Source organism: Pedobacter agri, assembly GCF_032678665.1.
In the GTDB taxonomy this organism is placed as follows: Bacteria; Bacteroidota; Bacteroidia; order Sphingobacteriales; family Sphingobacteriaceae; genus Pedobacter; species Pedobacter agri_A.
Genome location: NZ_JAVTSH010000009.1, coordinates 1 through 25,456, shown reverse-complemented (window position 1 = coordinate 25,456; position 25,456 = coordinate 1). Strand labels below are relative to the sequence as shown.

General features: G+C 37.0%; 22 protein-coding genes. 6 read left to right on the top strand and 16 right to left on the bottom strand.

The annotated features are described in order from the left end of the window. Positions 1–28: 28 nt before the first annotated feature. Positions 29–502: a ribonuclease H-like YkuK family protein gene (locus R2Q70_RS17810; RefSeq protein WP_010600518.1), complete on the bottom strand. Its 474-nt coding sequence runs from the start codon at positions 500–502 to the stop codon at positions 29–31. 241 nt (positions 503–743) lie between these two features. Here R2Q70_RS17810 and R2Q70_RS17805 point away from each other — a divergent pair, with 241 nt between their 5' ends. The 4 genes from R2Q70_RS17805 to R2Q70_RS17790 all read left to right on the top strand — a co-directional run bounded on the left by R2Q70_RS17805 (position 744) and on the right by R2Q70_RS17790 (position 3,482). Then, positions 744–959: a hypothetical protein gene (locus tag R2Q70_RS17805; protein ID WP_316808899.1), complete on the top strand. Its 216-nt coding sequence runs from the start codon at positions 744–746 to the stop codon at positions 957–959. A 45-nt stretch (positions 960–1,004) separates the two neighbouring features. Then, positions 1,005–2,309, top strand: coding sequence for a DEAD/DEAH box helicase (locus R2Q70_RS17800; protein WP_316808898.1), 1,305 nt, complete (start codon positions 1,005–1,007; stop codon positions 2,307–2,309). A gap of 195 nt (positions 2,310–2,504) precedes the next feature. Beyond that, positions 2,505–2,738: a DUF1456 family protein gene (locus tag R2Q70_RS17795; RefSeq protein WP_316808897.1), complete on the top strand. Its 234-nt coding sequence runs from the start codon at positions 2,505–2,507 to the stop codon at positions 2,736–2,738. A gap of 21 nt (positions 2,739–2,759) precedes the next feature. Continuing rightward, on the top strand, positions 2,760–3,482 hold the full coding sequence (locus R2Q70_RS17790; RefSeq protein WP_316808896.1) for a GDSL-type esterase/lipase family protein: 723 nt from the start codon (positions 2,760–2,762) through the stop codon (positions 3,480–3,482). A 43-nt stretch (positions 3,483–3,525) separates the two neighbouring features. Here R2Q70_RS17790 and ettA read toward each other — a convergent pair whose 3' ends face one another. The 4 genes from ettA to R2Q70_RS17770 all read right to left on the bottom strand — a co-directional run bounded on the left by ettA (position 3,526) and on the right by R2Q70_RS17770 (position 8,234). Beyond that, positions 3,526–5,205: an energy-dependent translational throttle protein EttA gene (gene ettA, locus R2Q70_RS17785; protein ID WP_316808895.1), complete on the bottom strand. Its 1,680-nt coding sequence runs from the start codon at positions 5,203–5,205 to the stop codon at positions 3,526–3,528. 195 nt (positions 5,206–5,400) lie between these two features. Beyond that, positions 5,401–5,829 (bottom strand): hypothetical protein, encoded by a 429-nt coding sequence (locus R2Q70_RS17780; RefSeq protein WP_316808894.1) that lies wholly within the window; start codon positions 5,827–5,829, stop codon positions 5,401–5,403. 508 nt (positions 5,830–6,337) lie between these two features. Then, positions 6,338–7,861 (bottom strand): DUF4394 domain-containing protein, encoded by a 1,524-nt coding sequence (locus R2Q70_RS17775; protein WP_316808893.1) that lies wholly within the window; start codon positions 7,859–7,861, stop codon positions 6,338–6,340. A gap of 52 nt (positions 7,862–7,913) precedes the next feature. After that, positions 7,914–8,234, bottom strand: a complete 321-nt coding sequence (locus tag R2Q70_RS17770) for a hypothetical protein (protein WP_316808892.1) — start codon at positions 8,232–8,234, stop codon at positions 7,914–7,916. Positions 8,235–8,801: 567 nt separating this feature from the next. Between R2Q70_RS17770 and R2Q70_RS17765 the strand changes: the two genes are divergently transcribed. Together R2Q70_RS17765 and R2Q70_RS17760 are read left to right on the top strand one after the other, a co-directional pair. Next, positions 8,802–11,354: an ATP-dependent Clp protease ATP-binding subunit gene (locus R2Q70_RS17765; protein WP_316808891.1), complete on the top strand. Its 2,553-nt coding sequence runs from the start codon at positions 8,802–8,804 to the stop codon at positions 11,352–11,354. 186 nt (positions 11,355–11,540) lie between these two features. Then, positions 11,541–12,068, top strand: coding sequence for a CAP domain-containing protein (locus R2Q70_RS17760; RefSeq protein ID WP_316808890.1), 528 nt, complete (start codon positions 11,541–11,543; stop codon positions 12,066–12,068). 80 nt (positions 12,069–12,148) lie between these two features. Here the strand turns inward: R2Q70_RS17760 and R2Q70_RS17755 are convergent, their stop codons facing one another. The 11 genes from R2Q70_RS17755 to R2Q70_RS17705 form a co-directional block, all read right to left on the bottom strand. Further along, positions 12,149–13,021 carry a hypothetical protein gene (locus R2Q70_RS17755; RefSeq protein ID WP_316808889.1) on the bottom strand — a complete coding sequence of 291 codons (873 nt, stop codon included), beginning with the start codon at positions 13,019–13,021 and terminating at the stop codon, positions 12,149–12,151. A 35-nt stretch (positions 13,022–13,056) separates the two neighbouring features. Further along, on the bottom strand, positions 13,057–14,121 hold the full coding sequence (locus R2Q70_RS17750) for a PA0069 family radical SAM protein (RefSeq protein WP_316808888.1): 1,065 nt from the start codon (positions 14,119–14,121) through the stop codon (positions 13,057–13,059). Between the two features lie 56 nt (positions 14,122–14,177). Continuing rightward, positions 14,178–15,413, bottom strand: coding sequence for a carboxypeptidase-like regulatory domain-containing protein (locus tag R2Q70_RS17745; RefSeq protein WP_316808887.1), 1,236 nt, complete (start codon positions 15,411–15,413; stop codon positions 14,178–14,180). A 79-nt stretch (positions 15,414–15,492) separates the two neighbouring features. Then, positions 15,493–16,704 (bottom strand): carboxypeptidase-like regulatory domain-containing protein, encoded by a 1,212-nt coding sequence (locus R2Q70_RS17740; protein WP_316808886.1) that lies wholly within the window; start codon positions 16,702–16,704, stop codon positions 15,493–15,495. 64 nt (positions 16,705–16,768) lie between these two features. Beyond that, positions 16,769–18,421, bottom strand: coding sequence for a DNA repair protein RecN (recN, locus tag R2Q70_RS17735; RefSeq protein WP_316808885.1), 1,653 nt, complete (start codon positions 18,419–18,421; stop codon positions 16,769–16,771). A gap of 98 nt (positions 18,422–18,519) precedes the next feature. Beyond that, the gene (locus R2Q70_RS17730) at positions 18,520–20,478 is read right to left on the bottom strand and encodes a M56 family metallopeptidase (RefSeq protein WP_316808884.1); all 1,959 of its coding nucleotides are present in this window, start codon (positions 20,476–20,478) and stop codon (positions 18,520–18,522) included. A 104-nt stretch (positions 20,479–20,582) separates the two neighbouring features. After that, complete coding sequence (locus R2Q70_RS17725) at positions 20,583–20,954, bottom strand: BlaI/MecI/CopY family transcriptional regulator (RefSeq protein ID WP_316808883.1); 372 nt, start codon at positions 20,952–20,954, stop codon at positions 20,583–20,585. Between the two features lie 325 nt (positions 20,955–21,279). Continuing rightward, a complete protein-coding gene (locus R2Q70_RS17720) occupies positions 21,280–22,173 on the bottom strand; it encodes a DUF4835 family protein (protein ID WP_316808882.1) in 894 nt (297 codons plus the stop codon). Further along, positions 22,170–23,366 (bottom strand): bifunctional phosphopantothenoylcysteine decarboxylase/phosphopantothenate--cysteine ligase CoaBC, encoded by a 1,197-nt coding sequence (coaBC, locus tag R2Q70_RS17715; RefSeq protein WP_316808881.1) that lies wholly within the window; start codon positions 23,364–23,366, stop codon positions 22,170–22,172. Before coaBC ends, R2Q70_RS17720 begins: the two co-directional genes overlap by 4 nt. Before the next feature lie 78 nt (positions 23,367–23,444). Then, the gene (locus R2Q70_RS17710) at positions 23,445–23,771 is read right to left on the bottom strand and encodes a DNA-directed RNA polymerase subunit omega (RefSeq protein WP_010602351.1); all 327 of its coding nucleotides are present in this window, start codon (positions 23,769–23,771) and stop codon (positions 23,445–23,447) included. 7 nt (positions 23,772–23,778) lie between these two features. Beyond that, positions 23,779–24,723 (bottom strand): outer membrane protein assembly factor BamD, encoded by a 945-nt coding sequence (locus tag R2Q70_RS17705; protein ID WP_316808880.1) that lies wholly within the window; start codon positions 24,721–24,723, stop codon positions 23,779–23,781. Positions 24,724–25,456: the final 733 nt, after the last annotated feature.

Sequence of the window (25,456 nt, the reverse complement as noted above, 5' to 3'; positions counted from 1 at the left end):
GATACTCCTATAAAAAATCTTTACAAAATTAATGCACCATTTTGTCAGCACAGGTTGAGCTGGCAAATGCTTCAGGCTTGGCTTTGAAAATAAAGCCCATGCTTAAAATATAGCCCATTGCATCATTCAAAGCTTTATTCGATTTAAATGATGGGTTGGTATTAATGTCAGCATGAACTTCAAGTGCAACGTCATAAATGTCCAGTAAATCGCAGATGGAATAAGCCGTTTCAATTGATTTTTGAACTTCCATCAACATCCTTTCTTTGATACCCACTTGCTGAGTATTTTTTTCCTGATGGATGTACATAAAACCGCCGTGATGCTCTCGCAACAGTACGATAACGGTAGCAAAATCAGTCACCAGGCCTTTCACTTGCGAATCTGTTCCGATGCAGACTTTTAGTTTGTAGCCATTTTCTGTTTCTCTGATAATTGCTTTTTCTACTTCTTCGAGGATAGAAGATTGAATAATTTCGCCACTAAATTTTTTCCAGGTCATACGCAATGTTGTTTTGAGGTTAATTCCAAAGAAATTCCTTTGGATACATGGTAATCAGGTTTTTATAAAAATAAGTGCTTGAAATTAAATTTATGTTAAGATGAAATTGTTTATTTGCTAACAGCGCCTTAGTTTTCAACAAGTTAGCGATTTTTATGGTGAACAATTGCAAATTTTTTATATTATTTACAACCGAATCGCCGTTCTACTTGTTAGATTAACGACTAAAATTCAAAAGAATATGAGAGCGGAATTAATTCAGGAACTTCAGCTTTTGCAGAATAGCAGAGCGAATAAATTTGCAGATGATTTATCAGACAGACTAAAATCGTCAGTTGATTTGGTAACAGAAAAAGTCAATTCATCAATCTCAAAAAGAGGGAATATGTTAATGTTGTTAGAGAAAAAATTTGATTTCTCTACCATCAGAAAATTTAAATCAAAGTTTTTCAAGTGATAGTGATTTAAGGTAACAGGCGTTGAAATGCTTATCTTTGGCGTAATGATAGAGAACGCCTTAAAAAAATTAAACATTACAGCGCTTAACCAAATGCAGGAAGCTGCCTCAAAAGCAGTAAAATCCGGGCATGATGTTTTGCTGATTGCACCTACTGGTTCTGGCAAAACACTGGCATTTCTGTTGCCTTTACTGGCAAAGCTGAAGCCTGATGTTAAAGGTGTTCAGGCGCTGGTTTTAGTGCCGTCGAGAGAGCTTGCATTGCAGATTGAGCAGGTATTTAAGCAAATGGGTACGCCTTTTAAGGTGAACTGTTGTTACGGCGGCCACGCAGTTCGGGTAGAAAAAAATAATCTTGCTCATCCGCCGGCTGTATTAATTGGCACACCGGGCAGAATTGCTTATCACCTGGAACATCAGAATTTTGACGAATCATTCGTAGAAAATCTGATTTTGGATGAATTTGACAAATCGCTTGAGTTTGGCTTTGAGTCAGATATGTCGTACATCATCGGCAAGTTGCTTTCGTTGAATCAACGGATACTTACCTCAGCAACGAAAATGGAGGAAATTCCTGATTTTGTGAAGTTAAGAAATGCACTTGATATTGATTTTTCTCAAAACCTTCAATCGAAACCTAATTTAAAACTGAAAAAAGTAACTGCCCCGGCGGCAGATAAATTAGAAGTCTTATTTAAATTATTAACTAAAATTGGAGGAAAGAATACGTTGGTTTTTTGTAATCATCGTGAAACGGTAGATCGGATTAGTGATATCCTCTTCGAACATGGTTTAGGGCATGATGTTTTTCATGGTGGAATGGAACAAATCGACCGTGAGAAAGCGCTTTTGAAGTTTAGAAACGGAAGTCACAAAATTTTAATCACGACAGATCTGGCTGCCCGTGGACTTGATATTCCGGAAATTGAGCACATTGTTCATTATCAATTGCCTTACACGGAAGACGCTTACATTCATCGCAATGGAAGAACCGCCCGAATGCATGCCAAAGGTACCGCATATGCCGTAATTACCCCTGAAGAAAATTATAAGTATCTGCCTGAAGACATTGAAGAGGAGCAGCTATCGGATCACTATGAAATTCCTGAAGCAACTGATTGGGTAACCTTATACTTGGCCCATGGCAAAAAAGATAAAGTTAACAAGATAGATATTGTGGGGTTATTTTTGCAAAAAGGTGGACTGGCAAAAGACGATTTAGGTTTGATTGAAGTAAAAGATACCACGAGTTACATAGCCGTAAAACGAGAAAAAATCGAAAAACTCCTGAAGCTATTAACTGGTGAAAAAATAAAAGGAAAAAAGTTAAAACTGGAAGTAGCGAGTTAGGTTGGTTCATTGGTTCAATTGTTCATTAGTTCATTAGTTCAATTATTCATTGGTTCAATTGTTCATTTGTTGGAAGGTTTAAACGTTACAACATTCTAACATTTCATCATTCCAATAAAACACATACTAGCAATGTCATTCAAATTCGCTTATCAATGATTTACTAATTCAAATTCATTCATTCAAAATTAAAATATGAGCAATAACGATATATTAAAAAAATTAAGGGTAGCGCTGTCATTAAAGACGGAAGATATTATTACAATTTGTGATTTGGTTGGCTTTAAAGTAACAAAGGCAGAACTGGGTGATATTTTTAGGAACGAGGATCATGAAAATTTCAAACCGTGTGGCGATCAGATTCTGCGTAACTTTTTAAACGGTTTGGTGATTTATAAAAGAGGTCCAAGAGAAGAAAAAAAATCTTAATACAGCATTTTTAGCACAATTATGAAAATTAAATTTCTCTTATTGGGACTGCTTTTGTATTCTGTCAGCTTGATTGCCCAACAGCGGGAGTCGGTTCAGAAAGAGGATTTTTCAGATGATTGGGCGGCGCTTTCAAAATATCGAAAAGAAAATGACTCCTTAGGCGTTCCGAAGAAAGGCGAGAAGCGGGTGGTCTTTTTAGGCATTTCAATATTCGAATTCTGGAAGCAGAAAGATCCGCAGTATTTTAATAACGGTTCTTATATTGATAGGGGAATTAGCGGACAAATTTCACCTCAGCTACTCATCCGATTTCGGCAAGATGTGATCAATCTGAAACCGAAAGCTGTTATTATTCTTGCAGGAAGCAATGATCTGGCTGGTAACAAAGGCCATGTAAGTAATGAAACCGTTTTAAATAACATCAAATCGATGGCCGAACTGGCCAGGAAAAATCGAATTAAGGTTATCCTCTGTAAATACCTGCCAATTTATGAGTACCCCTGGAATAAAAACCTAAAGGGCGTAGCAGATCAGATTATTTCTTTGAACAACGAAATTGTTAGCTATGCGAAAGCCAATCATTTTATCATTTTAGATTATTGGACGCCCTTGGTTGATGAGCGAAACGGACAGAAAGCAGCATATACCACAGATGGCGTTCACCCGAATCTGGCGGGTTATAAGGTAATGGAAAAGGTTACTGAAGAGGTAATAGACAAAGTTTTGAGGAGAAGGAAGTAATTATTAAAACGAAAAAAGTCCCGGTGCAAACCGGGACTTTTTTTTAGTTTAATTTTTTATATCTGATTCGTTTTGGAGCAACATCGCCCAAACGTTTCTTGCGATTTTCCTCATAATCGGAATAATTTCCTTCAAAGAAATAAACTTCTGAGTTTCCTTCAAAAGCCAGAATGTGGGTACAAATTCTGTCCAGGAACCACCTATCGTGACTGATCACTACCGCACAACCACCGAAGTTTTCCAAAGCTTCTTCTAAAGCACGTAAGGTATTCACATCGATATCGTTGGTTGGCTCATCGAGTAAAAGTACGTTTGCGCCCTTTTTCAAAGTAATGGCCAGGTGAACACGGTTACGTTCACCACCTGATAAAATGCCAACTTTTTTCTGCTGGTCGCCACCGTTAAAGTTAAATTTAGAAACATAAGCACGACCATTTACAGCTTTAGTGCCTAACTGAATGTTGTCTAAACCATCCGTAATATTTTCATAAACAGTTTTATCAGCATCCAGGTCGTTATGCATTTGATCTACATAACCCAGTTCTACCGTTTCACCAACCCTGAAAGTTCCATTGTCTGGTTCTTCCTGTCCGGTAATTAAGCGGAATAAAGTTGTTTTACCCGCACCATTTGGCCCGATGATGCCCACAATACCTGCTGGCGGAAGTGAAAAATTCAGGTTATCAAATAAAATTTTATCGCCATAAGCTTTGGTAACATTGGTAGCTTCAATTACTACATTACCCAAACGCGGTCCTGCAGGAATGAAAAGTTCCAGCTTATCTTCTCTTTCCTTACCATCTTCAGATGCAAGCTTATCATAGTTTGCCAAACGGGCTTTTGATTTGGCATGACGGGCTTTTGGCGCCATGCGTACCCATTCTAATTCACGCTCCAAGGCTTTCTGGCGTTTGCTTTCGGTTTTATCTTCCTGAGCCAAACGTTTCGCTTTTTGATCTAACCACGAAGAGTAATTTCCTTTCCATGGAATACCTTCGCCACGATCTAATTCTAAAATCCATCCCGCTACATTATCCAGGAAGTACCTATCGTGGGTTACCGCGATCACGGTTCCTTCATAGTTTTGCAGGAACTGCTCTAACCAGTCAATACTTTCAGCATCCAAGTGGTTGGTTGGCTCATCCAATAGTAAAACATCTGGTTTTTGAAGTAACAAACGACACATCGCAACGCGACGACGCTCACCTCCTGAAAGTACACTAATTTTGGTTTCCGGATCTGGGCAGCGTAAGGCATCCATGGCTCTTTCCAACCGCGAATCAATCTCCCATGCACCTAAAGCATCAATTTTATCTTGTAGCTCCCCTTGGCGGGCCATGAGTTTGTCCATCTTATCGGCATCAGAATAGTTTTCTTCTAATCCGAAAGCTTCATTCACCTCTTCATACTCTTTTAAAATGGCGGTTACTTCAGCAACACCTTCTTCTACTACTTCTCGTACCGTTTTATCAGGATCAAGAACTGGTTCCTGAGCCAGATAACCTACAGAATAGCCCGGAGAAAATACAACTTCGCCCTGTATTGATTTATCTAAACTAGCAATAATTTTTAGTAAAGATGATTTACCAGAGCCGTTTAAACCTACAACGCCAATTTTTGCACCGTAAAAAAATGATAGGTAGATATTTTTTAAAACCTGTTTTTGTGGCGGATAGATTTTACTCACTCCAGCCATTGAAAAGATTATTTTCTCGTCTGACATGTTGAATTTTGATATTAGTTAATTATGCCTTAATCATAAGGGTTTGTAAATACTGGCAAAGATAATAACAACCTGCCGATAACAATTGGTTTATCTGGGAATATTATTTTTGACATCATTTAGTATTTACACAAAAAAGCCCTCAACTTAAAAAGATGAGGGCTTGTAATAAGTTGACTATTTTAAAATTAGCGATTACTTACTGTAAGGGAAATTTCTCGATACTTTTCTCATCATTCTATCGATCAATTCATCTGTTGAAGTAAAAACGCCATCATTCATTGCTTTGAAAAAACGCCATAACATATCACCCGTTTTTCCATCATTCACTACCATTGTTAATGATCCAGAACCGGTTTTACTTCCAAGTCCACCAAATAAAACGGTTGTTACAATCGCTCCGGCTTCTGATCGGGTTTGTTCTGTTTCAAATTTACCTGAAATAACTGCATCAACACCTAATACTTTAGCAACTTCATCTTTTGTAACTTCATCTAATTTATCTAAAAGCCCGGCTTTTTTCAATAAAATATTTGTCTTTTCAACATCCTGAAATTCTACGGTATAGTTGCTGGATTTTCTTAGCAGGAAAGTATACATACTCGATTGTATAGATGTTGACATCGTTTTCTCCTTTTGCACATGAGCTTCTAGATTGAAATCTTTAGGCTGTTTCTTAAAGGAAATCTTGGTGTTAAATGGAAGAATAGCTACGGTTTTGTGTGTAGCAATTACCTCTTTTAATTTTGGACTTTCGAATACTTGCTTTGCATTTTCATATTGGGCAAAAGCAATGAGATTGGTACTGATGAGTACCAGGAGGAGTAACGTTTTTTTTATTATACTTTTTAGTTTGTTTGCAACAATATTTAAAAAAAATCTTCACTTAATTATTCAATCTTCCAACTTCTAAAAAATTGTATGAATAAGGATAAATAACAGTTGTGGCTATGTTTTCGAAAAGTAAACTGCTGTGAAGATTTTAATTAAATAACTTTACCAAAAGCGTATCAATCCTGGGGTAATTAAAATGTTTTAACATCTTACAATCGTCGATTTTGTTTACAGAAAGATTGTAAAAAAAATGCCCTCCGAAATTCGAAGGGCATTTGAATTTTTAAAAATATGAATACTAAAAGCCTAAACCTAAAGCAAATCCTCTCGAGGCATTTGTAATGGTTGCGCCAGCTGTAGCAGCACCAGTAGTTAAGTTTACAGTATAAATTCGCTGTGTTGTACCCACAGTAAATAAACCGTAAGCCAATCCGCTTGTACCGCCAATATCAAAACCGTTGCTTCCTTCTACGTTAATGCCTAAAGCACCAACATCAACCAATAATCCTCCATTTGGATTATCCTGTCTAACCAATTTATCGCTATTCGAATCGATATCAAATAAAACAGTTGTAGTTGCGCCCGCAAAGTTGTTGGTATATGCTGCACCAGTAATTCCAGTTGTAGCAGGGTTCAGTACACCATCAACAGTTACGCTACCATCTAATGGGTTAAATCTTAAATTTTGGCCTGTATTACTTACAATTCTGATTCTGTCTACCGTTGGGTTAAAGTCAAAACCAAATTGTGTTCCGCTTAATAATGTAGTTAATGGAGCTGTGCCCACAACTGCGGCTGCGCCAGATGAAGTGTTGATTGTATAAATACGGCTTGTACTTCCTAAAGCGTAAAGTTGTCCATTTAACGGACGGAAATCAATTCCTAAAATTTGCTCGCCAGTTTGAATACCAGAAATGGTTTTTACACTAACTGTTGGCGTAGCTGCCATTGGGTTAAAAATTAACAACTCGTTATTGTTAGATACTGAATAGGCTACCGGTTCGGTAGGAATAGCTAAAGCCGTAATGTTCGCAGGCAGGTTTCCAATTTTCGAAGCTTTACCACTATTTACATCAATTGTAAATAAAGCAGAAGTTCCACCAACGGTTAATGCAGCAAGTGCTGCGGTTCCATCGGGGTTAATATCAAAACCACCGGCATCTTCTACGTCAAAACCTAAACTTCCAACTTCAACCAATTTTCCATCATTCGGTGGATCTTGTTTGTAAAGTTTGTCAGTTGCGGCGTCGATATCAAAAAGCACTGTTGCAGTTGCGCCGGCTTTGTTTTGCGTATAAGCTACAGAAGAAACCCTTGCATTTGTAACACCGTTGATAGCGCCATCAGTGATCATTACTGCTCCGCTTTCTGGATTTAAACGCAGGTTCTGACCAGTATTGGTTACCAATCTGATGCGATCAACAGTTGGGTTAAAATCGAAACCTACTGAAGTTCCGCTAATTGCTGGTGTTAAAGGTGTAGTAGAAATTGCTCTTGCCACACCGGTTTTGTAATCAATTACATATAAACGGCTTGTGCTACCAACGGCATAAAGTTGGCCTGTTGCCGGGCGAAAATCGATTCCTAAAAGTGTTTCACCTTGTTGTAAACCAGAAATGCTAACAGTTGCACTAACGGAAGATGGGTTTTTGGCGTTAATCAACAACAGCTTGCTATCAGATGTTAGCGCATAAAAGTTTACATCTGGTCCTGGAACAAGGGTTTCCGAAGGATTGTTTCTGTCTTTTTTGCAGGCAGAGAATAAAATGGGTGTCATAAGGGCAAGCAAAGCCATTATGAAGAAATGTTTAGTTTTCATCATGATTTTAATGTTTAATTAAGTGTTAAATAATAAATAGGAGCCAGGTTAGCTTCTATTTTGGGGGTTGTTCAGGGATTTGAAGATGGCAGTAAGCCAAAAGGAAATTGCCGGAGAATGATTGTTGGTTTGCGTTGCCAGAAGAGGCAAAATCAAAATTTGTGATGTTGTTTAAATGCAGATCAGCAAGTTTAACTTTGTCTTCCAGTTGATTTTGTTTTTCTGATGATTCTGATTTCTCACTCTCGGCTGAAGAGTTCTTCTGGATCAAATCTTTCGACATCTTTTGAACAGGAATAGCATATACCGCAACCCTACCTGCAAATGCAAGCAGTAAAAGAAGTACAATGAAATACCGTTGATAAAGAGGTGCCATAATTATGATCCAGAATTTTGGATTCTTAAGCACATACGTAAATAATGTTTAATTAGATTCCATTTCAAAAAAATATATTACTTCCAACCATTTAGCCATGGTTATTTCAAAACAAAATTCCTTTACAGATAGTTATTTGTAAAGGTTTACCATTCATTAATAGGGAATATCTGGCATCGGAATTATTTTGCTGTGTTAAATTGTTAAATGATGTCACAAAGTTTTATTTTTCTGTCAAAACTTGTAAATTGCTTGTGCAAAAGGTTACAATTTGTCAGTTGTCCGTTGCAGAAATATCCTTACAATAAACCGACAATATGATAGGTTAATTTCAAAACAGATTGCAAAATCTGCTTTAAAACCTATAAAACACTTATTACGTAGATAGATATAAAATAAAAAATATTTATCATAGCACTACACTTAAGTTATTTTCTGGATGATGCGGTATTCAAAAGCCTCTTTATCCACCTATATGGCGCAATTGTTGATAAAATAAAGAAAACAGCAGGTACTCTTTTATAATTAATTTTATAGTTTAGGGACGTAGCTGTTAAGAAAGGTATTATGGAAGCAAAATTTTCACCACAGGTTAAAGATGTAATCTCTTTTAGTAGGGAGGAAGCGCTCCGTTTAGGGCATGATTACATTGGAACCGAGCATTTATTATTGGGCCTCATCCGCGAAGGCGATGGCATGGCTATAAAAATTTTACGATCGTTAGGAGTTGATACCGGTAAATTGCGCCGCTCAATTGAAGATGCTGTTCGCGGCACTTCGAGTGTTACAGTTAACTTGGGTAATATTCCGTTAACTAAACAGGCAGAAAAAGTTTTAAAAATTACTTACTTAGAAGCTAAAATATTTAAAAGCGATTTAATTGGCACCGAACATTTGTTGTTATCCGTTTTGAGAGACGATGATAACATTGCTTCGCAGATATTGTTACAATATGGTGTTACTTATGATGTTTTTAAACAGGAGGTTGAAGTGAATAAAAATGGTTTCAGAGATGATATTTCAAACAGCGCATCTACGGGTGGCGATGATGATTATCGTGAAGAAGAAAGCTTTAGTACGCCTAAAAAGGTTTCGGATATTAAATCGAAAACACCGGTTTTAGATAACTTCGGTCGTGATTTAACTAAGGCAGCAGAAGAAGGGCGCTTAGACCCAATTGTTGGCCGCGAGAAAGAAATTGAACGCGTTTCGCAGATTCTATCTCGTAGAAAAAAGAACAACCCGATTTTAATTGGAGAGCCAGGTGTCGGTAAATCGGCAATTGCAGAAGGTTTAGCCTTACGCATTGTACAACGTAAAGTGTCGCGTGTACTTTTTGGTAAGCGTGTAGTTACTTTAGATTTAGCGTCATTAGTGGCAGGTACAAAATATCGTGGTCAGTTTGAAGAGCGTATGAAAGCCGTGATGAACGAGCTTGAAAAATCTACTGACGTTATTCTATTTATTGATGAGATTCATACCATTGTGGGTGCTGGTGGTGCTTCAGGTTCACTTGATGCGTCGAATATGTTTAAACCAGCATTAGCCAGAGGAGAAATTCAATGTATTGGTGCCACAACTTTAGATGAGTATCGTCAATATATCGAAAAAGATGGTGCATTAGATCGTCGTTTCCAGAAGGTAATGGTTGAGCCAGCTACACCTGATGAGACTGTAGAAATTTTAACCAGAATTAAAGATAAGTACGAAGAACACCATGGTGTAACTTACACCGATGAAGCAATTCAGGCTTGTGTTACTTTAACTTCTCGTTATATCTCCGATCGTTTCTTGCCAGATAAAGCAATCGACGCCTTAGATGAAGCTGGTTCGAGAGTGCACTTAACGAACATTCATGTTCCTCAAAACATTATTGATATCGAAGCAAAAATCGAAGATATCAAGTTAGAGAAAAACAAAGTTGTTCGCAGTCAGAAATACGAAGAAGCAGCAAAATTACGCGATACAGAGAAAAATTTAATTGAAGAATTAGATAAAGCTAAAGCAGAATGGGAAGCAGAAACGAAAACTAAACGTTACGAAGTTTCTGAAGATAATGTTGCTGAAGTTGTAGCCATGATGACTGGTATTCCGGTACAACGTGTTGGACAAACCGATAGCCAAAAGCTATTAAACATGTACGATAAAGTTGCAGAGAAAATCATTGGTCAGGATGATGCGATTAAGAAATTAACTAAAGCCATTCAACGTACAAGAGCCGGATTAAAAGATCCTAAAAAGCCAATCGGTTCGTTTATTTTCTTAGGTCCAACGGGTGTTGGGAAAACAGAATTGGCAAAAGAACTGGCTCGTTTCATGTTTGATAGTGATGATTCGCTAATTCAAATTGATATGAGTGAGTATATGGAGAAATTCGCAGTATCTCGTTTAGTGGGAGCGCCTCCAGGATATGTTGGTTACGAAGAAGGTGGACAATTAACCGAAAAAGTTAGAAGAAAACCCTATGCTGTGATCTTATTAGATGAGATTGAGAAAGCTCACCCTGATGTTTTCAATATCTTATTACAAGTTTTAGATGAAGGACAATTAACGGATAGTTTAGGTCGTAAGGTTGATTTTAGAAATACAATCATCATCATGACTTCTAACATTGGCGCCCGTCAGTTAAAAGATTTTGGTCAGGGCGTTGGTTTCTCTACTTCTGCAAAAACAAACCAGGCAGAATCTCACAGCCGTGGCGTTATTGAAAGTGCTTTGAAACGTGCTTTCGCTCCGGAATTCTTAAACCGTGTTGATGATGTAGTAGTTTTCAATAGCTTAGGTAAAGAAGAGATCTTCAGAATCATTGATATTGAATTGAAAGCCTTGTTTGGCCGCGTTCATACTTTGGGTTATGAAATTGCATTAACTGATAATGCTAAAGATTATATTGCTGATAAAGGTTTTGATAGTAATTTTGGTGCCCGTCCGTTAAAACGAGCCATTCAGAAATATTTAGAAGATCCGATAGCAGAAGAAATACTTAAAGGTGAATTAACTGAAGGTGATGTTTTAGAAATTGATTATAATAAAGAAACAGAGCTGATTTCAGTAAATCACAAAAAGGGCGAAAAGAAAAAAGAAGAGCCTAAAAAAGAAGAAGATTCTTCTAGTAAATAATAAGAAAACTCCCGATGAAAATCGGGAGTTTTTTTGTTATACGATTTAGGGTTTTTGTTGTATTTGTAGGTTTACAAATACGCTAAAACATGCTTTAATTAGGTTTAGTGGCAGAAAAAAGAAATTCGAGAAATTTTTTATTAATGAATTTCACTGTATCTTTCGATAACAAAACAAACCTATATAATGAAATTATTCGTCCCAATGATTGGCCTAGCAGTAGTTTGTCTGGCAATTTCCTGTAAGAAAAATGAAAGTGCAAAATCGTCAGATCCAGAAGTAAACACTAAAAAAATAGAAACTTCAACCACCACAAATATCAATAACGATGCGCTTTTAAAGCTCGTGAATGACACCCGTTTGGCAGGCTGTAATTGCGGAACAACCGTGATGCCTCCAGTTGCTGCGGTAACCTGGAATACTAATTTGGCAACAGCAGCGATCAACCAGAGTAAGTATATGGAATCAATTAACAAGATGCAACACGAATCTGCTAATGGAACGGGTGTTGGAGATCGCGTAACTGCTGCCGGTTATGTTTGGAAAGCTGTTGGCGAAAATGTTGCTCAAGGACAAACAAGCGAAAGCCAGGTTTTTAATGATTGGCTTAAAAGTGAAGGTCACTGTAAAAATATGATGAATGCAAATTATAAGGAAATGGGGGCAGCGAGATCAGGTGCTTTCTGGGCGCAAGTATTCGCTGCGAAAATGTAAACTTATTTAGCCACAGGCGAGCAAAGTCATAATCATATGGTGCTGGTCTGTGGCTTTATCATCTGCAAAAGAGTTGCCACCTAAATCAATTCGACTAATGCCTGATAATATCGCTCATAATTTTCCTGATCTGTATTCAGAAATAGAAAAGGTTCAATCAGTTCCAGCTCCATCAATAGAAATTTTCCATTAACAAATGTGCCGTCAACCCTCGCATAAAGGCAACCTTTGGCAAAAAGATTTACATACTGCGATGCAACCTCAATTAAATCCTCATCAGGGTTTTGAGGATGTACAGAACCGCCATGAGCAGGCTGAACCCTAAAATCACCAGGTTTTGCCTGCTTTATCAGTGAATGGCTGTAAATTCCATTAAAAAATATAAACGACCATTCTCCATTTTCTATTATCTCTGGTAAAAATGGTTGAACAATAAAATCTTCTTCTTTAACTAGCAGCTGCAGTTGTTTATTTATTTCCTCAACATTTTCGTCTGTAACTTTAAAAGTATTTTTGGCCCCACCGCTTACACATGGCTTTACAATGAGTTTACTCGAATTAAACTTCTCAAAAAAATCATTCAGTAAAAATTGATCATTCTTGCTGATAAATACACTTGACGTAATGGCTAGTCCTGTGGCTTCAATTTCTTTCAGATAATGTTTGTTGGTATTCCAGCGTACAACATTAATAGGGTTTAAAAGCTTTACTTTTTTCGTTTCGAGATGATCAAGCCATTTATGAAATTCATTAATCCTGTCAAAATAATCCCATGGAGATTTTAATATGGCCAATTGAAAATTTTCCCATCTAATTTCCGGATCATTCCAAATTACCTTTTCAATAGCTAAACCTTTATTTTGTAAAAAGTTTAACAGTTTATCATCCTCACTTTCAACGGTTGTTGAATCGTATTTTCCCTTATCCAAATAAGTTACCAGCGCAATATTCATGGGTTAAAACTATGTTTTATCCCTCAAATTTCAAACTAGAACAATGACATTTGATCATTTGGGACTTTAAAAAGCGAATGATTTAAAACAGTGCGCTGAACATTAAGCCCATTTAAACGGCAGTGCAGCTTAAAATTATCTCTGATCATTTTAGCGATATTTCCATCTCCACGCATTCGATCTCCAAATCTGCTATCATTTACATTTCCTCCATGGCAGCTTTGTATCATGTGCCAAACTTTCTCAAAACGATCTGGAAAATTCTTTTGTAACCAATCTTCAAAAATCTGGGCAATAGCGCCATTTAATCGTACTACGGTATAACCTGCATGTAGGGCACCAGCGTTAGCCACTGCTTTCAAAATTTTTGGAATTTCGTGATCACTCAAGCCTGGTACAAGTGGCGCAACAACTACGCCCATCGGTATTCCAGCTTTGCTTAAGTCTTCCACCACCTTCAATCGCTGCTTTGCAGTTGTCGTTCGTGGCTCCATAACCTGTCGTAAATCTTCATTTAAACTGTTGATCGAAACGTAAACCTTGCAAAGATTTAACCTCGCCATTTCCTGGAGAATATCTTTATCGCGAAGGATAAGCGAATTTTTTGTGATCAAGCCAATGGGTTGCTTGTACTCCAATGCGATCTCCAATAGCTGGCGGGTTAATTTGAATTTCCTTTCAGCAGGTTGGTAACAATCGGTATTTCCAGAAAGTGAGATCGTAGAGGCATCCCATCCTTTTTTCTCAAGAAATTTTTTAAATAGTATTGGAGCGTCTTTCTTTACAATAATTTTGCGCTCGAATTCAATGCCAGCACTATATCCCCAGTATTGATGAGAATTACGGGCGTAGCAATAAGTACAGCCATGTTCACAACCCTGATATGGATTCAGTGAATAAGCCATTCCAACATCTGGACTATCAACCTTATTTACAATTGATTTTGAGTTTTCGAAAAGGAAAGATGTTTTGCGATCGCTTTCTTCCCAATCGTCAATGCCCTCATCATATTCTTTTACATAAACATCCTTCAAGAATTTGTTATGTGGATTAACCTGAGCACCTCTTCCTCTAAAATATTGTTTTTCTTCGCCAGTCATAACCTAAAATTACTAATATTTTTAGTAATTTATTGCGATTGTGGAAAGAATTTTAGTTAAATTTTAGCGAGCGGGATGTAATCCATCGGCACCATATCGGCAACCTTTTCGTAGGCCCAATAACCTTCATAAAGCAGTGATCTTGAATCATAAATCCCGCCGTTTTCGTAGAACCGAACGCCAGTACTTGTTAAGTTAGCTACCGAAATCTGATTTTCTGGAACATCCAAGGGCCTGAAAATCCAAAATCCGGTTTTTGAATAGGCCAGCGATTCTTTTTCTTTAGTATATTGAACAATGAGTGCATCAGTATAACTCAGGTATTTTAAATTTTCATCATAATCATGAACCAAAGTATCTGGGCGTACATCTCCTCTTGAAAACCTGTCGATAGTTCTTGGCATTTCCTTTTGTTTGGTCCAGAAGTTCAGTAATGCCGTATCAATCTTTCCTGCACTTTTCCGCACACCTGTTTTTTCCGGCAGTGTTTTTATCTTCTCCAAATTGGCATTGATCACATATTCCGGATAACGGTTTGGATTTGGGATTTTAAGCATTTTATTAATGATAAATCCTTCTTCTTTGCTTTTTCCGGCGTAAAGCGACCTGAAAAAATGTTGTGATGATCCGTAATAAGCAATCTCTCTGGCAGCGATATATTTTTTCTTTTTAGCTGCAGAAGCTTTTAGTTCCTCGAAGAACGGATGGCCCGAATAATAAATAATGTGCGTTCTCGAGTTATATTCAAAATGATCCAGCATATATTTCAATCGATAACCCAGTGCTTTATTTTCGACCACAAGAAACTCGGTTGTGCTGACAGTTAAAGTACTTTTTGTAATATCGAAATCAACATTGAGTACCTGAGGATTTAAAATTTTACACTGAAGAGAGTTTGGCGATTTGCCAATGAAAAACTCTTTAAACTGATTGATGTACTTCTGCCTGTTCGGATCTGCCCGTACAACTACCTCATCCAATTGAGCGACATTTTCTTTCAAAACCAGATCAACTGTTACTGATTGATCAGAAATGATTACACTTTTAGAGTAGGGGAGGTATCCAACAATTTGTACAAGCAAATCATAACTACCCGGCTTTAGGTTTTGAAGTTTAAATTTTCCATCATTGTCGGCAACAGTAGCAATTTTATAGCCGCTCAAATAAATACTTGCGCCAGGTAAGCCATCTTTGTTATCTCTAACAATGCCGCTGATGGTAAATGTGTTTTGTGCAAAAGCACATAGGCTAATAATGAAAAAAAATAAGGTTGCCAGTAGGCTTTTAAACATGAAAGCGAATGTAACCAAAAGCCGTAATATTCCGAATGTTGGGATATGATTTTAACAAATTTAACTTTTTCGAAGGCGACTATTTGGGGCTAAAATCCATCGGCACACTATCTGCAATTTTTTCCCAGGCCCAATATCCTGAAAACAACATTGATCGGGGATTGTAAATGCCACCGTTCTCATAAAAATATACGGGTGCAACCTGTAAATCGATAGTAGAAACCTGATAATTTGGCATATCTAAAGGGCGAGAGATGGACTGGCCGAGTCGATTTAAGAACATCGGATCTTCAGTTTCGTTTTTGTAAATCACATAAAGCTTGTCGGTAAAGTTGATTGCTTTAATGTTCGGATTGAAATATTTAACCAAAGTATCTTGAAGCACATCCCTACGGTTTAAAATTGAAATTCCTTTATTCAGGTTTTTCTTTCTAGCCCAAAAGCTTAGAGAATCATCTTGAACGTTTCCAATCGTAATTTTGCCATTTAAGCCAATCTGCTTTTGAGCCAGGCGCCTCATATTCGCATTAATCAAACTATCTGATGGTCGATCCGGGTTAGGTTTTGTAATTAACTTGTTGATTATAAAACCCTCTTTAGTGGCACTATTCTGGAAAAGCGATTTAAAAAAATGCTGTGGCGACCCTAAATATGCCTCCATTCGTTTTTTAGCCCAAATGCGTTTTTTTCGCTCCGTTCCTTTCAAATCTTCATAATAAGGAAAGCCCTCATAATAAATAATACCTGTTTTGCTTTCCCATTCGAAATTTTTGACCAGATATTTAATTCTGTAACCAAGCGCTTGATTCTCAATAATTAAAAAGTCATTTGTTTTTACCGTTAGTTTTCGATCTTCCTGATCGTAATCGATAATTAAAACATTTGGGTTAAGGATTTTACAAGTTTGAGCATTAGGTGTGGTGCCGATAAAAAAATCGCGAAACATTGCAATGTAATGCGCCCGGTTGGCATCGGGTTTAATGGTTACTTCGGCTAACTGTGTAATACTTTCATCAAGAATAACATCCAAACGAATAGCTTTATCTGAAATGATAACATTTTTGTTGAGTGCTTTATATCCGATTAACTGGATTAAAATATCATAATTCCCTGGTTTAAGCGGCAGAATGTATTTACCGTCATTATCAGCAACTGTGGCGATTTTATAACCACTCACATAAATTCCAGCACCCGGTAAGGCTTCGCCTCGTTTATCTTTGACAGTACCCGATAGGTTAAAGCTTTGTTGGGCATACGTGAATAGAAAAATCAGGTTAAAAAATAGAGACAAAGAAATCAATCGCATTTTTAAAACTAGTATTTTAGTTTGAAAAACACAAGTATCGTTTTTTAAACTAGCCTAATAATTCCTTTGCATTTTCAATTGCCGATGCACCAGGATTTTTACCGCTCAACATCTCTGCGATGACACCCACACGTTCATCAGCTTGAAGTTTTCTGATGCCGGTACTTGTTTTGCCGCCAGATTCATTTTTATGTACGAAGTAATGTGCGTTGCCCTTAGCCGCAATTTGTGGTAAATGGGTGATGGAGATTACCTGCATATTTTCGCCAAGATCTGAAATTACTTCGCCAACTTTTAATGCTGTCTCACCCGAGATTCCCGTATCAATTTCATCGAAGATGATGGTTGGTAAGGAAGTATGTTTTGCAAGTAGGGCTTTAATTGCCAGCATCAATCTTGATAATTCTCCGCCCGAGGCCACCTTGTTAACAGGCGCAGGGTTTTGTCCGGCATTTGCAGTAAACAATAAAGAAATTTCATCTAAGCCATCTTTATTTAAATCTGATAACTGTTTCTGATTCAAAACCAACTTTGCACTCGGCATTCCTACTCTTTTTAGCGTTAGGGCGGTTTGGTCTTCTACAATTTTAATCGCTTTTTTACGATTACTGCTCAACAAATTTGCTTGTTTAGTTAAGCTGAGTGTAAGTTGTTCAATATCTTTTTCAAGCTGTTCGATATTTGCATCTGATGATAACAAATTATTTAGGTTTTGCTCGAGTTGATTTTGGATTGCCAGTAATTCGTCGTTATTACTTACACGATGCTTTTGCTGCAATGAATAAAATAAATCTAACCGCTGATTAATGATTTCAAGGCGATCGGCACTGTGCAAGGTATTTTCTTCCAGCGATGAAACCTCATCTGCAATATCCTTAATCTCGATGATAGATGATTTAAGCCGCTCAAAAAGTGTATTAATTGCCGGATCAAACTTTTCAACAGCCTGTAATTGTAATTGCGCTTCTTTCAGTATCTGCAGTGCAGACGGTTCACTTTCTGTTAATAAACCAGTTGAAATAAGTAAAGCTCTTTTTATGGTTTCAGCATGGGTAAGTTTTTCCAGCTCCAATTCCAATTCTTCTTGCTCGCCCGATTTTAAATTAGCCTGTTCCAATTCGTTAAACAAAAATTGCTCATAATCTTGTTTATTTCTGGCTTCAGCAGCATCTTCGATGAGTTTTTTTAAACGATTACGCTCATGCCTCAATTTTTTAAAACCGCTTCTGTACTCAACTAACAAAGTTTGATGATTAGCCAATGAATCTACAATGAGCAATTGAAAGTCAGCATCGTTAATTTCCTGCGTGGCATGCTGAGAATGGATATCAATCAACTTTTCGCCAATCTGTTTTAATATGGATAAGTTAACAGGCGTATCGTTGATAAAGGACCGCGATTTTCCGTCAATTGAAATCTCACGGCGCAGGATCGTTTCATTAAAAAAGTCCAGGTCATTTTCCTCGAAAAAATCCTTTAACTGATTGTCAGCCAAAGCAAAATTTCCCTCAATCACACATTTTTTATCCTGGTTGAAGAAATATTTACTCTCTGCCCTTTGACCTAAAATCAACGATAAAGCACCTAAAATGATAGATTTCCCGGCACCTGTTTCACCGGTGATGATATTTAAGCCTTTATCAAATTCGATGTCAAGACTATCGATTAATGCGTAATTACGAATGGAAAGTTTTTGTAGCATATCAGACTACGAAAATACTAAAAAGTTATTTTAAGAAAGGGCTAAAACGCAAACAGCGAAGATAAATCTTCGCTGTTTCAGGGTTTGTTTGATTTATTTTAGTTTTCTGATTTTTCTCTCTTTTCTTTCTTCTCCGACTTTTCTATCTTTTCTTTAAGTTCTTTAACCTCTTTGTCGAATTTCTCTTTTAGCTTTTTGTATTCTTCGGTTTGTCTAACTTTATTGTTTGTCTGGTTATCATTGAAATAGACTGTTGAACCTTCTGGAGTAGAGAAACCAAGTTGATAAACTTTGCCTAAAGAATCACTTTTTAATCTGGATAAGTTTTTAATTCTCCTGCTATCAGCTTTTCCAACGCGATCTTTTAAGGCATCTAATTCAGCTCTGAATTCTGGGGTGTTCAATTTGGCAGCAGTTTCTTCTCCCAATTTTCTCCATTTGGCCAGTGCCTCTGGAGAATTAAATTCCTTAGACATATCTTCTGAAAGCTTTTTCCATTTTGCCTGGGCTTCGGGCGATGAATACTGCTTTGAAATATCTTCACCAAATTTTTTCCATTTGGCCTGAGCTTCCGGAGATGAAAATTCCTTTGCGATATCTTCTCCAAATTTCTTCCATTTGGCCTGGGCCTCAGGAGATGTATATTCTTTCGCTACATCAGCCCCAAACTTTTCCCATTTCGCTTGTGCTTCCGGAGAGGAATATTCCCTTGCAATATCATCACCAAATTTTTTCCATTTTAATTGCGCCTCAGGAGAATTGAACTCTTTATAAATTCTTGCCTGGAACAATGAATCTTTAAACTTAAAATTAGAATCACTCGTTAATCTGAATACATTTTTGCCAGAAAAAAGCTCATCCTTATAAAAATTCCTTCTCAAACTATCTGGCATTTCATTTAAAGAGTTATACTCCGTTTTTTTACCATTGGCATCAATAGTTACAATCTTGATTTTACGTTTTTTACTCGTATCAATTTTTAGCATTGTCTTTACTGTACCATCAGCATTAATCATGGTCATTAATTCGTTTTTAGCAACAGTTTTGTTGTCTTTTTGCTTATCTGTTGGGTTAATCCACGCGATGGAAAACAGACACGCAACGCCAAGGGTGAGGGCTGCCATTTGCTGTTTGGCATTTAAATAATTCGTTTTCATATTGGTTATTCTTTTTATACGTTGATATAAATTTTGGGTTTTACCTGTTGCAGCCAGGGCGTATGACGGACTGCTTTTATCTTTTAGTAATTCAAGTTTGAGTAAAGCGTGGGCATAGTTTAATGGCTTGCCAGTGATTTTCAGTACGAGATCATCGCAAGCATGCTCCCGTTCAATGTGGATAAATCTACCAGCCATCCAAACAAATGGATTATAGAAAAGCAGTGTTTCAATGGCAGTTTTAATAAGATTTAGTAGAAAATCGTTCCTTCTCACGTGAGACAATTCGTGAATTAAAATCGCTTCAACCTGGTCATTATCCAGTTGATTAACCAAGGCGATGGGGAACAAAACAATCGGCTTGAAATAACCTATTACCAATGGAACGTTTACAATTGACGACAATTGAAACTTTATCGTCTTTTTAATTTTCAACTTGGCAATCACATTTTCGAATAATAGTTTCCAATTATCAGGAATAGCATTCAAATGCTGTTTTTTGAATTTATCAAGTTGATGGTATCCTCTAACGATGACAAAGAGTTGAAGCACAATGCCGATTAGGTAAAATGTTACGACGATTGGGAAATAGGCCTCCGCCTTGCTACTAAAGCTCTCCGGCAAATTATTAAAATATTGTTGGAACTGAAGGCCTTTTTGATAAACAGCTGCTGATTCCTGAGGTATGTTGATGAGCATTTGATTTACGAAATGATAAACAAATCCAAAAAACATCAATACAATTGAACCGAAGGCAAGGTTATGTTTATATTTTGCCGCCAATTTGGGTAAACTCAACATAATGATGAATAAGACACCGTAAATAAGGGCACTTTGCCAAAGGGAATTTAAAATACTCCATCCAAATGCCTTGATAAATTGTTCTATTAAAGTTTCCATGTTAATTGCTTTAATTCTTTTAAAATCAAATTACTTTCCTTGATATTTTCAATGCAAGTCTGTTTTCACTAATGACTAATGACTAATGACTAATGACCAATGAACTATTTAAGGCTATCTAAATATTTTTTGATTTCGTCAATCTCATCTGCACTTGCACTATGATTACCCAGTGCCTGCATTACTAATCTGGCCGCTGAGCCGTTAAAAACATTATCGATCATTTTTGTAACCAGTTGTTTTTCTGTTTTATCTTGGTTAACGATGGCTTTATAGATATGTGTTTTTTGATTAGTATCCCTTTCAACCATTCCTTTTTCATGCATAATTTGCATTAATTTTAAAGTAGTGGTGTAACCAGAATCCTTTTTATTTAAAGCTTCATGAACCTCCCTTACTGTAGCCAGGCCCTTTTGCCAAAGCACCTGTAATATTTCCATTTCACCTTCAGTAGGTTTGATGTTGTTAATTGTCATATTGTTACACGTTGTACGAATTATTTCGTAATCAAATGTACGAAGATATTCGTATAATCAAAATATTTTAGCAGCTTTTTAAATAATAGACGCAAGAACATCTAAAACGTTGCATAAATTAAGAAACAATAATGGTGGTGTTTTAAGTTTTTAGCACCGGTTTAAGTTAATTAAACCTGATTGAAGTGGATACCGGCCTTATGCAGAAGGCCTGCAGGCGTATAAACGGAAAGCAGGACTGACATTAATTTGAAAGTTGGAAATTGATTTTCGAATGGGAGTGAGGTTAAATTTAACTCGATGCCATTAATTACCAAACCAAAATCTAATTCTTTTTCAATCCTTCGTATTTACCAATGTTGGCAGGATCGATCTCAGCGAGCATATTATAGGCTTTCATACGCTCCTGAGTATTTAGTTTAGAAAGTACATTGGTTACCTCTTCAGCTTTGGAAGCAAAATAAACATTAGGAAAAATGGATCCCAGTTTTTGTTTATCCATCTGCTGCAAAGCCGGCAGGGCCGATACAATTTGTGTTAAACCTTTATCATTATCAGTAAGCTGATCTAAGCCGTTTAAATGGTAGGCGTAAATAAAAACACGTAATTCGCTGAAAACTGGATTCAAAACATTTTCATTAAACCAAAAACGGTTTCGTAAACCATCTGCAGCTTTCCAGCCAGTATTACCTGAGGCTTGCGCTAAGTTGATAATATTTTGTGCCTTTTTAAAGTAAGTGCTTCCACCCATTTTGGCAAAACTATCTTTATCAAGTCCGATAATGGTGTAAGCATAATAGGAGAGCAGTGCGCTGATGTTGGAGATATAATTTTGGTCAGAAAAATCGATCGTAGATCCATCGTTATAGCTGAAGTCGAAATTCTTATCGCTCATATTTAGCAGTGTACTGTTGTAGGAGCTGTTAAAAACCGGGCGGCTACTTTGTATCTGTGCTTCCGCGGTATAACCAGAGCCACCATCCCACGAATTGATCGTAATCACAAAACTGCATTCAATGCGCTCTTGTGGCTTGTAGTTTTCAACGCTAAACTTATTGTTATTCAAAAAATCGCGGATTGTTCTTTGTAAAGCTTCCAAAGTAGGTTTGCTCATGTTTGATACCTGAGGTGCCAGAACGGTTACCCGGGCATTTAGTTCCTGAGCTTGTAATTTCCCGAAACCAATTAACAACAATATCCAAACAATTCTTTTTATCATCTTATGATTTTTAATATAGCAGTACAAATATCTTTCGCTACTTCAGTTTTCGATTTCAGTTCGAATACAGTTCGCTCCAATGCCCTGTTAAAAATAGTAATTTTATTGGTATCTGATTTAAAACCGGCGCCTTTATCGTTTAAGGAGTTGAGTATAACCAAATCTAAGTTTTTCTTTTCTAACTTACCTTTGGCATAATTTTCTTCATCGTTGGTTTCTAAAGCAAAACCAACTAAAATTTGACGCTCCGTTTTGCTTTTCCCTAGCGTTGCCAAAATGTCAACCGTTTTCTCTAACTCCAAAACCAACGCACTTTCCTGTTTCTTGATTTTTTGTGAAGCTATTGTTTTCGGACGATAGTCGGCAACAGCAGCACACATTACGGTAATATCTGTTTCCGAAAAAATAGAAGTGCAAGCTTTTAACATTTCTGCTGCACTTACCACATCAATCCTCTTCAGGTAAGCGTTTGAGTTTTGAGCGGTAGGCCCGGCAATCAAAGTAACATCAGCACCAAGTTTCGCCAACTCATCAGCTAAAGCAAAGCCCATTTTGCCAGAAGAATGATTGCCGATAAAACGGACAGGATCAATTGCTTCGTAGGTTGGCCCTGCAGTTACCATTACTTTTTTGCCGTTTAGTGGTAGCGATTGTTTAATACGATCAGATAGAAATGCTACAATCTCTTCAGGCTCAGCCATACGGCCTTCGCCATGCAGTCCGCTGGCTAACTCGCCGCTTGCGGGAGAAATTACAACGTTGCCATAAGTAGAAATTTGATTGATGTTGTTTTGGGTACTTTCATGCTTCCACATATCCAGGTCCATTGCTGGCGCCACGTATACTGGGCATTTTGCCGAAAGATAAACTGCTGTTAGTAAATTATCACAAATGCCGGTTGCCAGTTTAGCGAGTGTATTGGCACTGATAGGGGCAATAATAATAAGATCTGCCCATAAACCTAATTCAACATGGTTGCTCCAAACGCCGGTTTCCTCTTCGAAATACTGGGTGTAAACAGGGTTTTTAGAAAGCGTAGCAAGGGTTAATGGTGTAATGAAATGAGCACCATCAGGGGTAAGAATTACCTTAACGTTTGCACCAGCTTTTACCAAAAGCCGAACCAGAAAGGCCGACTTATAAGCCGCAATGCTACCGCAAACGCCAAGGATAATATTTTTATTTTTCAGCATTTAAGCAAAGAGTTAAATCACAGTGCATAGAGCGCATGCGAAACGCCTTAGCTCCAAACTCCATGCGCTATGCCAATGTTATTTTTGTTCTTTAGCAGGATTTCTGTGATAAACTTTATCATTCAAAAACTCATCCATAGCAACTAAAACAGGTTTAGGCATACGTTCGTAGTGTTTGCTGATTTCAATTTGCTCGCGATTTTCGAAAATCTCTTCCAGGTTATCGTTGCTCGAAGCAAATTCTGCTAATTTACCGTGCAACTCTTCTTTAACGTTATTCGAAATCTGATTTGCTCTTTTAGCAATAACAACTAAAGATTCGTATAAGTTATCTGTAGTTCTATCCAAATCGTGAACGTTTCTGGTAACTGTAGTATTTGGTACAGCAGGTTTGTTAGTATTCATGTATTAATTAATTTTTAATATTCGTGTTATCAGCAGTAGTTGGTTTAGTAGAAACGGTATCCTTTAATTTACCGGTCCTTATCAACATTTGCTTATATTTTTCTTGATCAGCTGCATACAATGCAAGCTCTTGTTTCGAAGTTACAATCCCATCCTCAACATCTTTCTTCAATTGCTTGGCTTCACGTGTAAATTTACTATCAGGATGATTTTCAGTAAATTCAGTATATAATTCAATTGCCTCGTTATAACGATCTTCCTGGCGGATGATATAACTGTTTTTAGCATATAAATATTGTGCTTTAATCATCAAAAAGTCCATCTCCTCAGCATATTTAATATCCGGATAGTCTCTTTGTGCATTTTTTAAAGCAATAACAGCCGCACGGTAATTATCTACATTACTAGGACCAGTTGTTAAATACATTTTCGCATTTTCAAAAGCCTTATCTTCCAATTTGCCTCTTAAGTCAGCAATATATTTTCCCGCTGCTGCCGCCCGATCACTTGTTGGGTATAAGTTAATAAATAATTGCAATGCATCTATCGCTTTATATGTATTCTCTTGATCCAATGAAAACGATGGAGATTCTAAATAATAGCAATAAGCGCCCATGTAACGAGCTTCTTCTGCATTTTTACTGGCAGGATACGTATCAGCAAAACTCTTAAATTGATATCTTGCAGTTGTGTAATCACCTAACCTATAAAGCGTATAAGAGTAGTAATAGTTCAAATCTTCAGCCTGTTCACGACCACGGTATTTTTGAGCCAAGTCTTCAAATAACACTAAAGCCTTACTGTAATCCCTTTTATTATATAACCGAATAGCTTCCTGGTATTTTTTTGCAACGTCATTGCTCGCTCTCAATTTCTCGAAACGACTTTTACAACCCGCAATACCCAATGCGGCAATAAATACTAAAATAATTAAGTGTTTAACTTTAAACATTCTGCAAAGATAAATAATAATACGATAACATCAATAAAAACAATTAGCCGCTAAGCTATGCAAAGCAAATCACTACATATATATAGTTAACAATTTTTAACATCCTATCATTTCACACTATACATATATATGGTATACTTATATGGTATACTATTTAATGTTTTTTGGAAAGCACTGCAACTGCTCTTATATAAGTATTGTCCCGCCCTATGTTACAAATCCTCGCTCGTACCTCGCTGCGGGTTTTCCACTTTGGTCGGGTTTAAGTGGCGCAGCTACTGCCTCAATCAATGGCTGGGTGCCAACCTACCTAAATAGAATTACACCTTCACCAGTTACCTATGTGCTAAGCCTTAAAGCTATCTTTATTTTAACCTCTTCAATTCAGCCTATATTTTCTCTATGCCTATATGGTTCAAAGAACAATGCAGTTTGATCTCTCGGTTTAATACTATATGTTCTCTATGTCTATATAGTTCAAAAAAAAGATGCTGTTTGATCTCCCTGTTTAATACTATATGTTCTCTATGCCTATATGGTTCAAAAAAAACATGCCGTTTGATCTCCCGTTTTAATACTATATGTTCTCTATATCTATATGGTTCAAAGAAAAACGCTGGTTTAGATCCCGGCTCAAACCTATATGTTCTCTATATCTATATGGTTCAAAAACTACCTGTATCACTCCTGCCTCAAAAATCCACACCAGGCAACCTTTTAAAACCAATCAACT

What these genes read in the sequence shown, in the direction of transcription:
- recN (WP_316808885.1), bottom strand. Translation starts at nt 18,421, where the DNA reads ATGCTACAAAAACTTTCCATTCGTAATTACGCATTAATCGATAGTCTT.
- R2Q70_RS17750 (WP_316808888.1), bottom strand. Translation starts at nt 14,121, where the DNA reads ATGACTGGCGAAGAAAAACAATATTTTAGAGGAAGAGGTGCTCAGGTT.
- coaBC (WP_316808881.1), bottom strand. Translation starts at nt 23,366, where the DNA reads ATGCTGAAAAATAAAAATATTATCCTTGGCGTTTGCGGTAGCATTGCG.
- R2Q70_RS17705 (WP_316808880.1), bottom strand. Translation starts at nt 24,723, where the DNA reads ATGTTTAAAGTTAAACACTTAATTATTTTAGTATTTATTGCCGCATTG.
- R2Q70_RS17800 (WP_316808898.1), top strand. Translation starts at nt 1,005, where the DNA reads ATGATAGAGAACGCCTTAAAAAAATTAAACATTACAGCGCTTAACCAA.
- R2Q70_RS17755 (WP_316808889.1), bottom strand. Translation starts at nt 13,021, where the DNA reads ATGAATATTGCGCTGGTAACTTATTTGGATAAGGGAAAATACGATTCA.
- R2Q70_RS17760 (WP_316808890.1), top strand. Translation starts at nt 11,541, where the DNA reads ATGAAATTATTCGTCCCAATGATTGGCCTAGCAGTAGTTTGTCTGGCA.
- R2Q70_RS17765 (WP_316808891.1), top strand. Translation starts at nt 8,802, where the DNA reads ATGGAAGCAAAATTTTCACCACAGGTTAAAGATGTAATCTCTTTTAGT.
- R2Q70_RS17780 (WP_316808894.1), bottom strand. Translation starts at nt 5,829, where the DNA reads ATGTCAACATCTATACAATCGAGTATGTATACTTTCCTGCTAAGAAAA.
- ettA (WP_316808895.1), bottom strand. Translation starts at nt 5,205, where the DNA reads ATGTCAGACGAGAAAATAATCTTTTCAATGGCTGGAGTGAGTAAAATC.
- R2Q70_RS17720 (WP_316808882.1), bottom strand. Translation starts at nt 22,173, where the DNA reads ATGATAAAAAGAATTGTTTGGATATTGTTGTTAATTGGTTTCGGGAAA.
- R2Q70_RS17730 (WP_316808884.1), bottom strand. Translation starts at nt 20,478, where the DNA reads ATGGAAACTTTAATAGAACAATTTATCAAGGCATTTGGATGGAGTATT.
- R2Q70_RS17790 (WP_316808896.1), top strand. Translation starts at nt 2,760, where the DNA reads ATGAAAATTAAATTTCTCTTATTGGGACTGCTTTTGTATTCTGTCAGC.
- R2Q70_RS17795 (WP_316808897.1), top strand. Translation starts at nt 2,505, where the DNA reads ATGAGCAATAACGATATATTAAAAAAATTAAGGGTAGCGCTGTCATTA.
- R2Q70_RS17725 (WP_316808883.1), bottom strand. Translation starts at nt 20,954, where the DNA reads ATGACAATTAACAACATCAAACCTACTGAAGGTGAAATGGAAATATTA.
- R2Q70_RS17775 (WP_316808893.1), bottom strand. Translation starts at nt 7,861, where the DNA reads ATGATGAAAACTAAACATTTCTTCATAATGGCTTTGCTTGCCCTTATG.
- R2Q70_RS17710 (WP_010602351.1), bottom strand. Translation starts at nt 23,771, where the DNA reads ATGAATACTAACAAACCTGCTGTACCAAATACTACAGTTACCAGAAAC.
- R2Q70_RS17805 (WP_316808899.1), top strand. Translation starts at nt 744, where the DNA reads ATGAGAGCGGAATTAATTCAGGAACTTCAGCTTTTGCAGAATAGCAGA.
- R2Q70_RS17745 (WP_316808887.1), bottom strand. Translation starts at nt 15,413, where the DNA reads ATGTTTAAAAGCCTACTGGCAACCTTATTTTTTTTCATTATTAGCCTA.
- R2Q70_RS17770 (WP_316808892.1), bottom strand. Translation starts at nt 8,234, where the DNA reads ATGGCACCTCTTTATCAACGGTATTTCATTGTACTTCTTTTACTGCTT.
- R2Q70_RS17810 (WP_010600518.1), bottom strand. Translation starts at nt 502, where the DNA reads ATGACCTGGAAAAAATTTAGTGGCGAAATTATTCAATCTTCTATCCTC.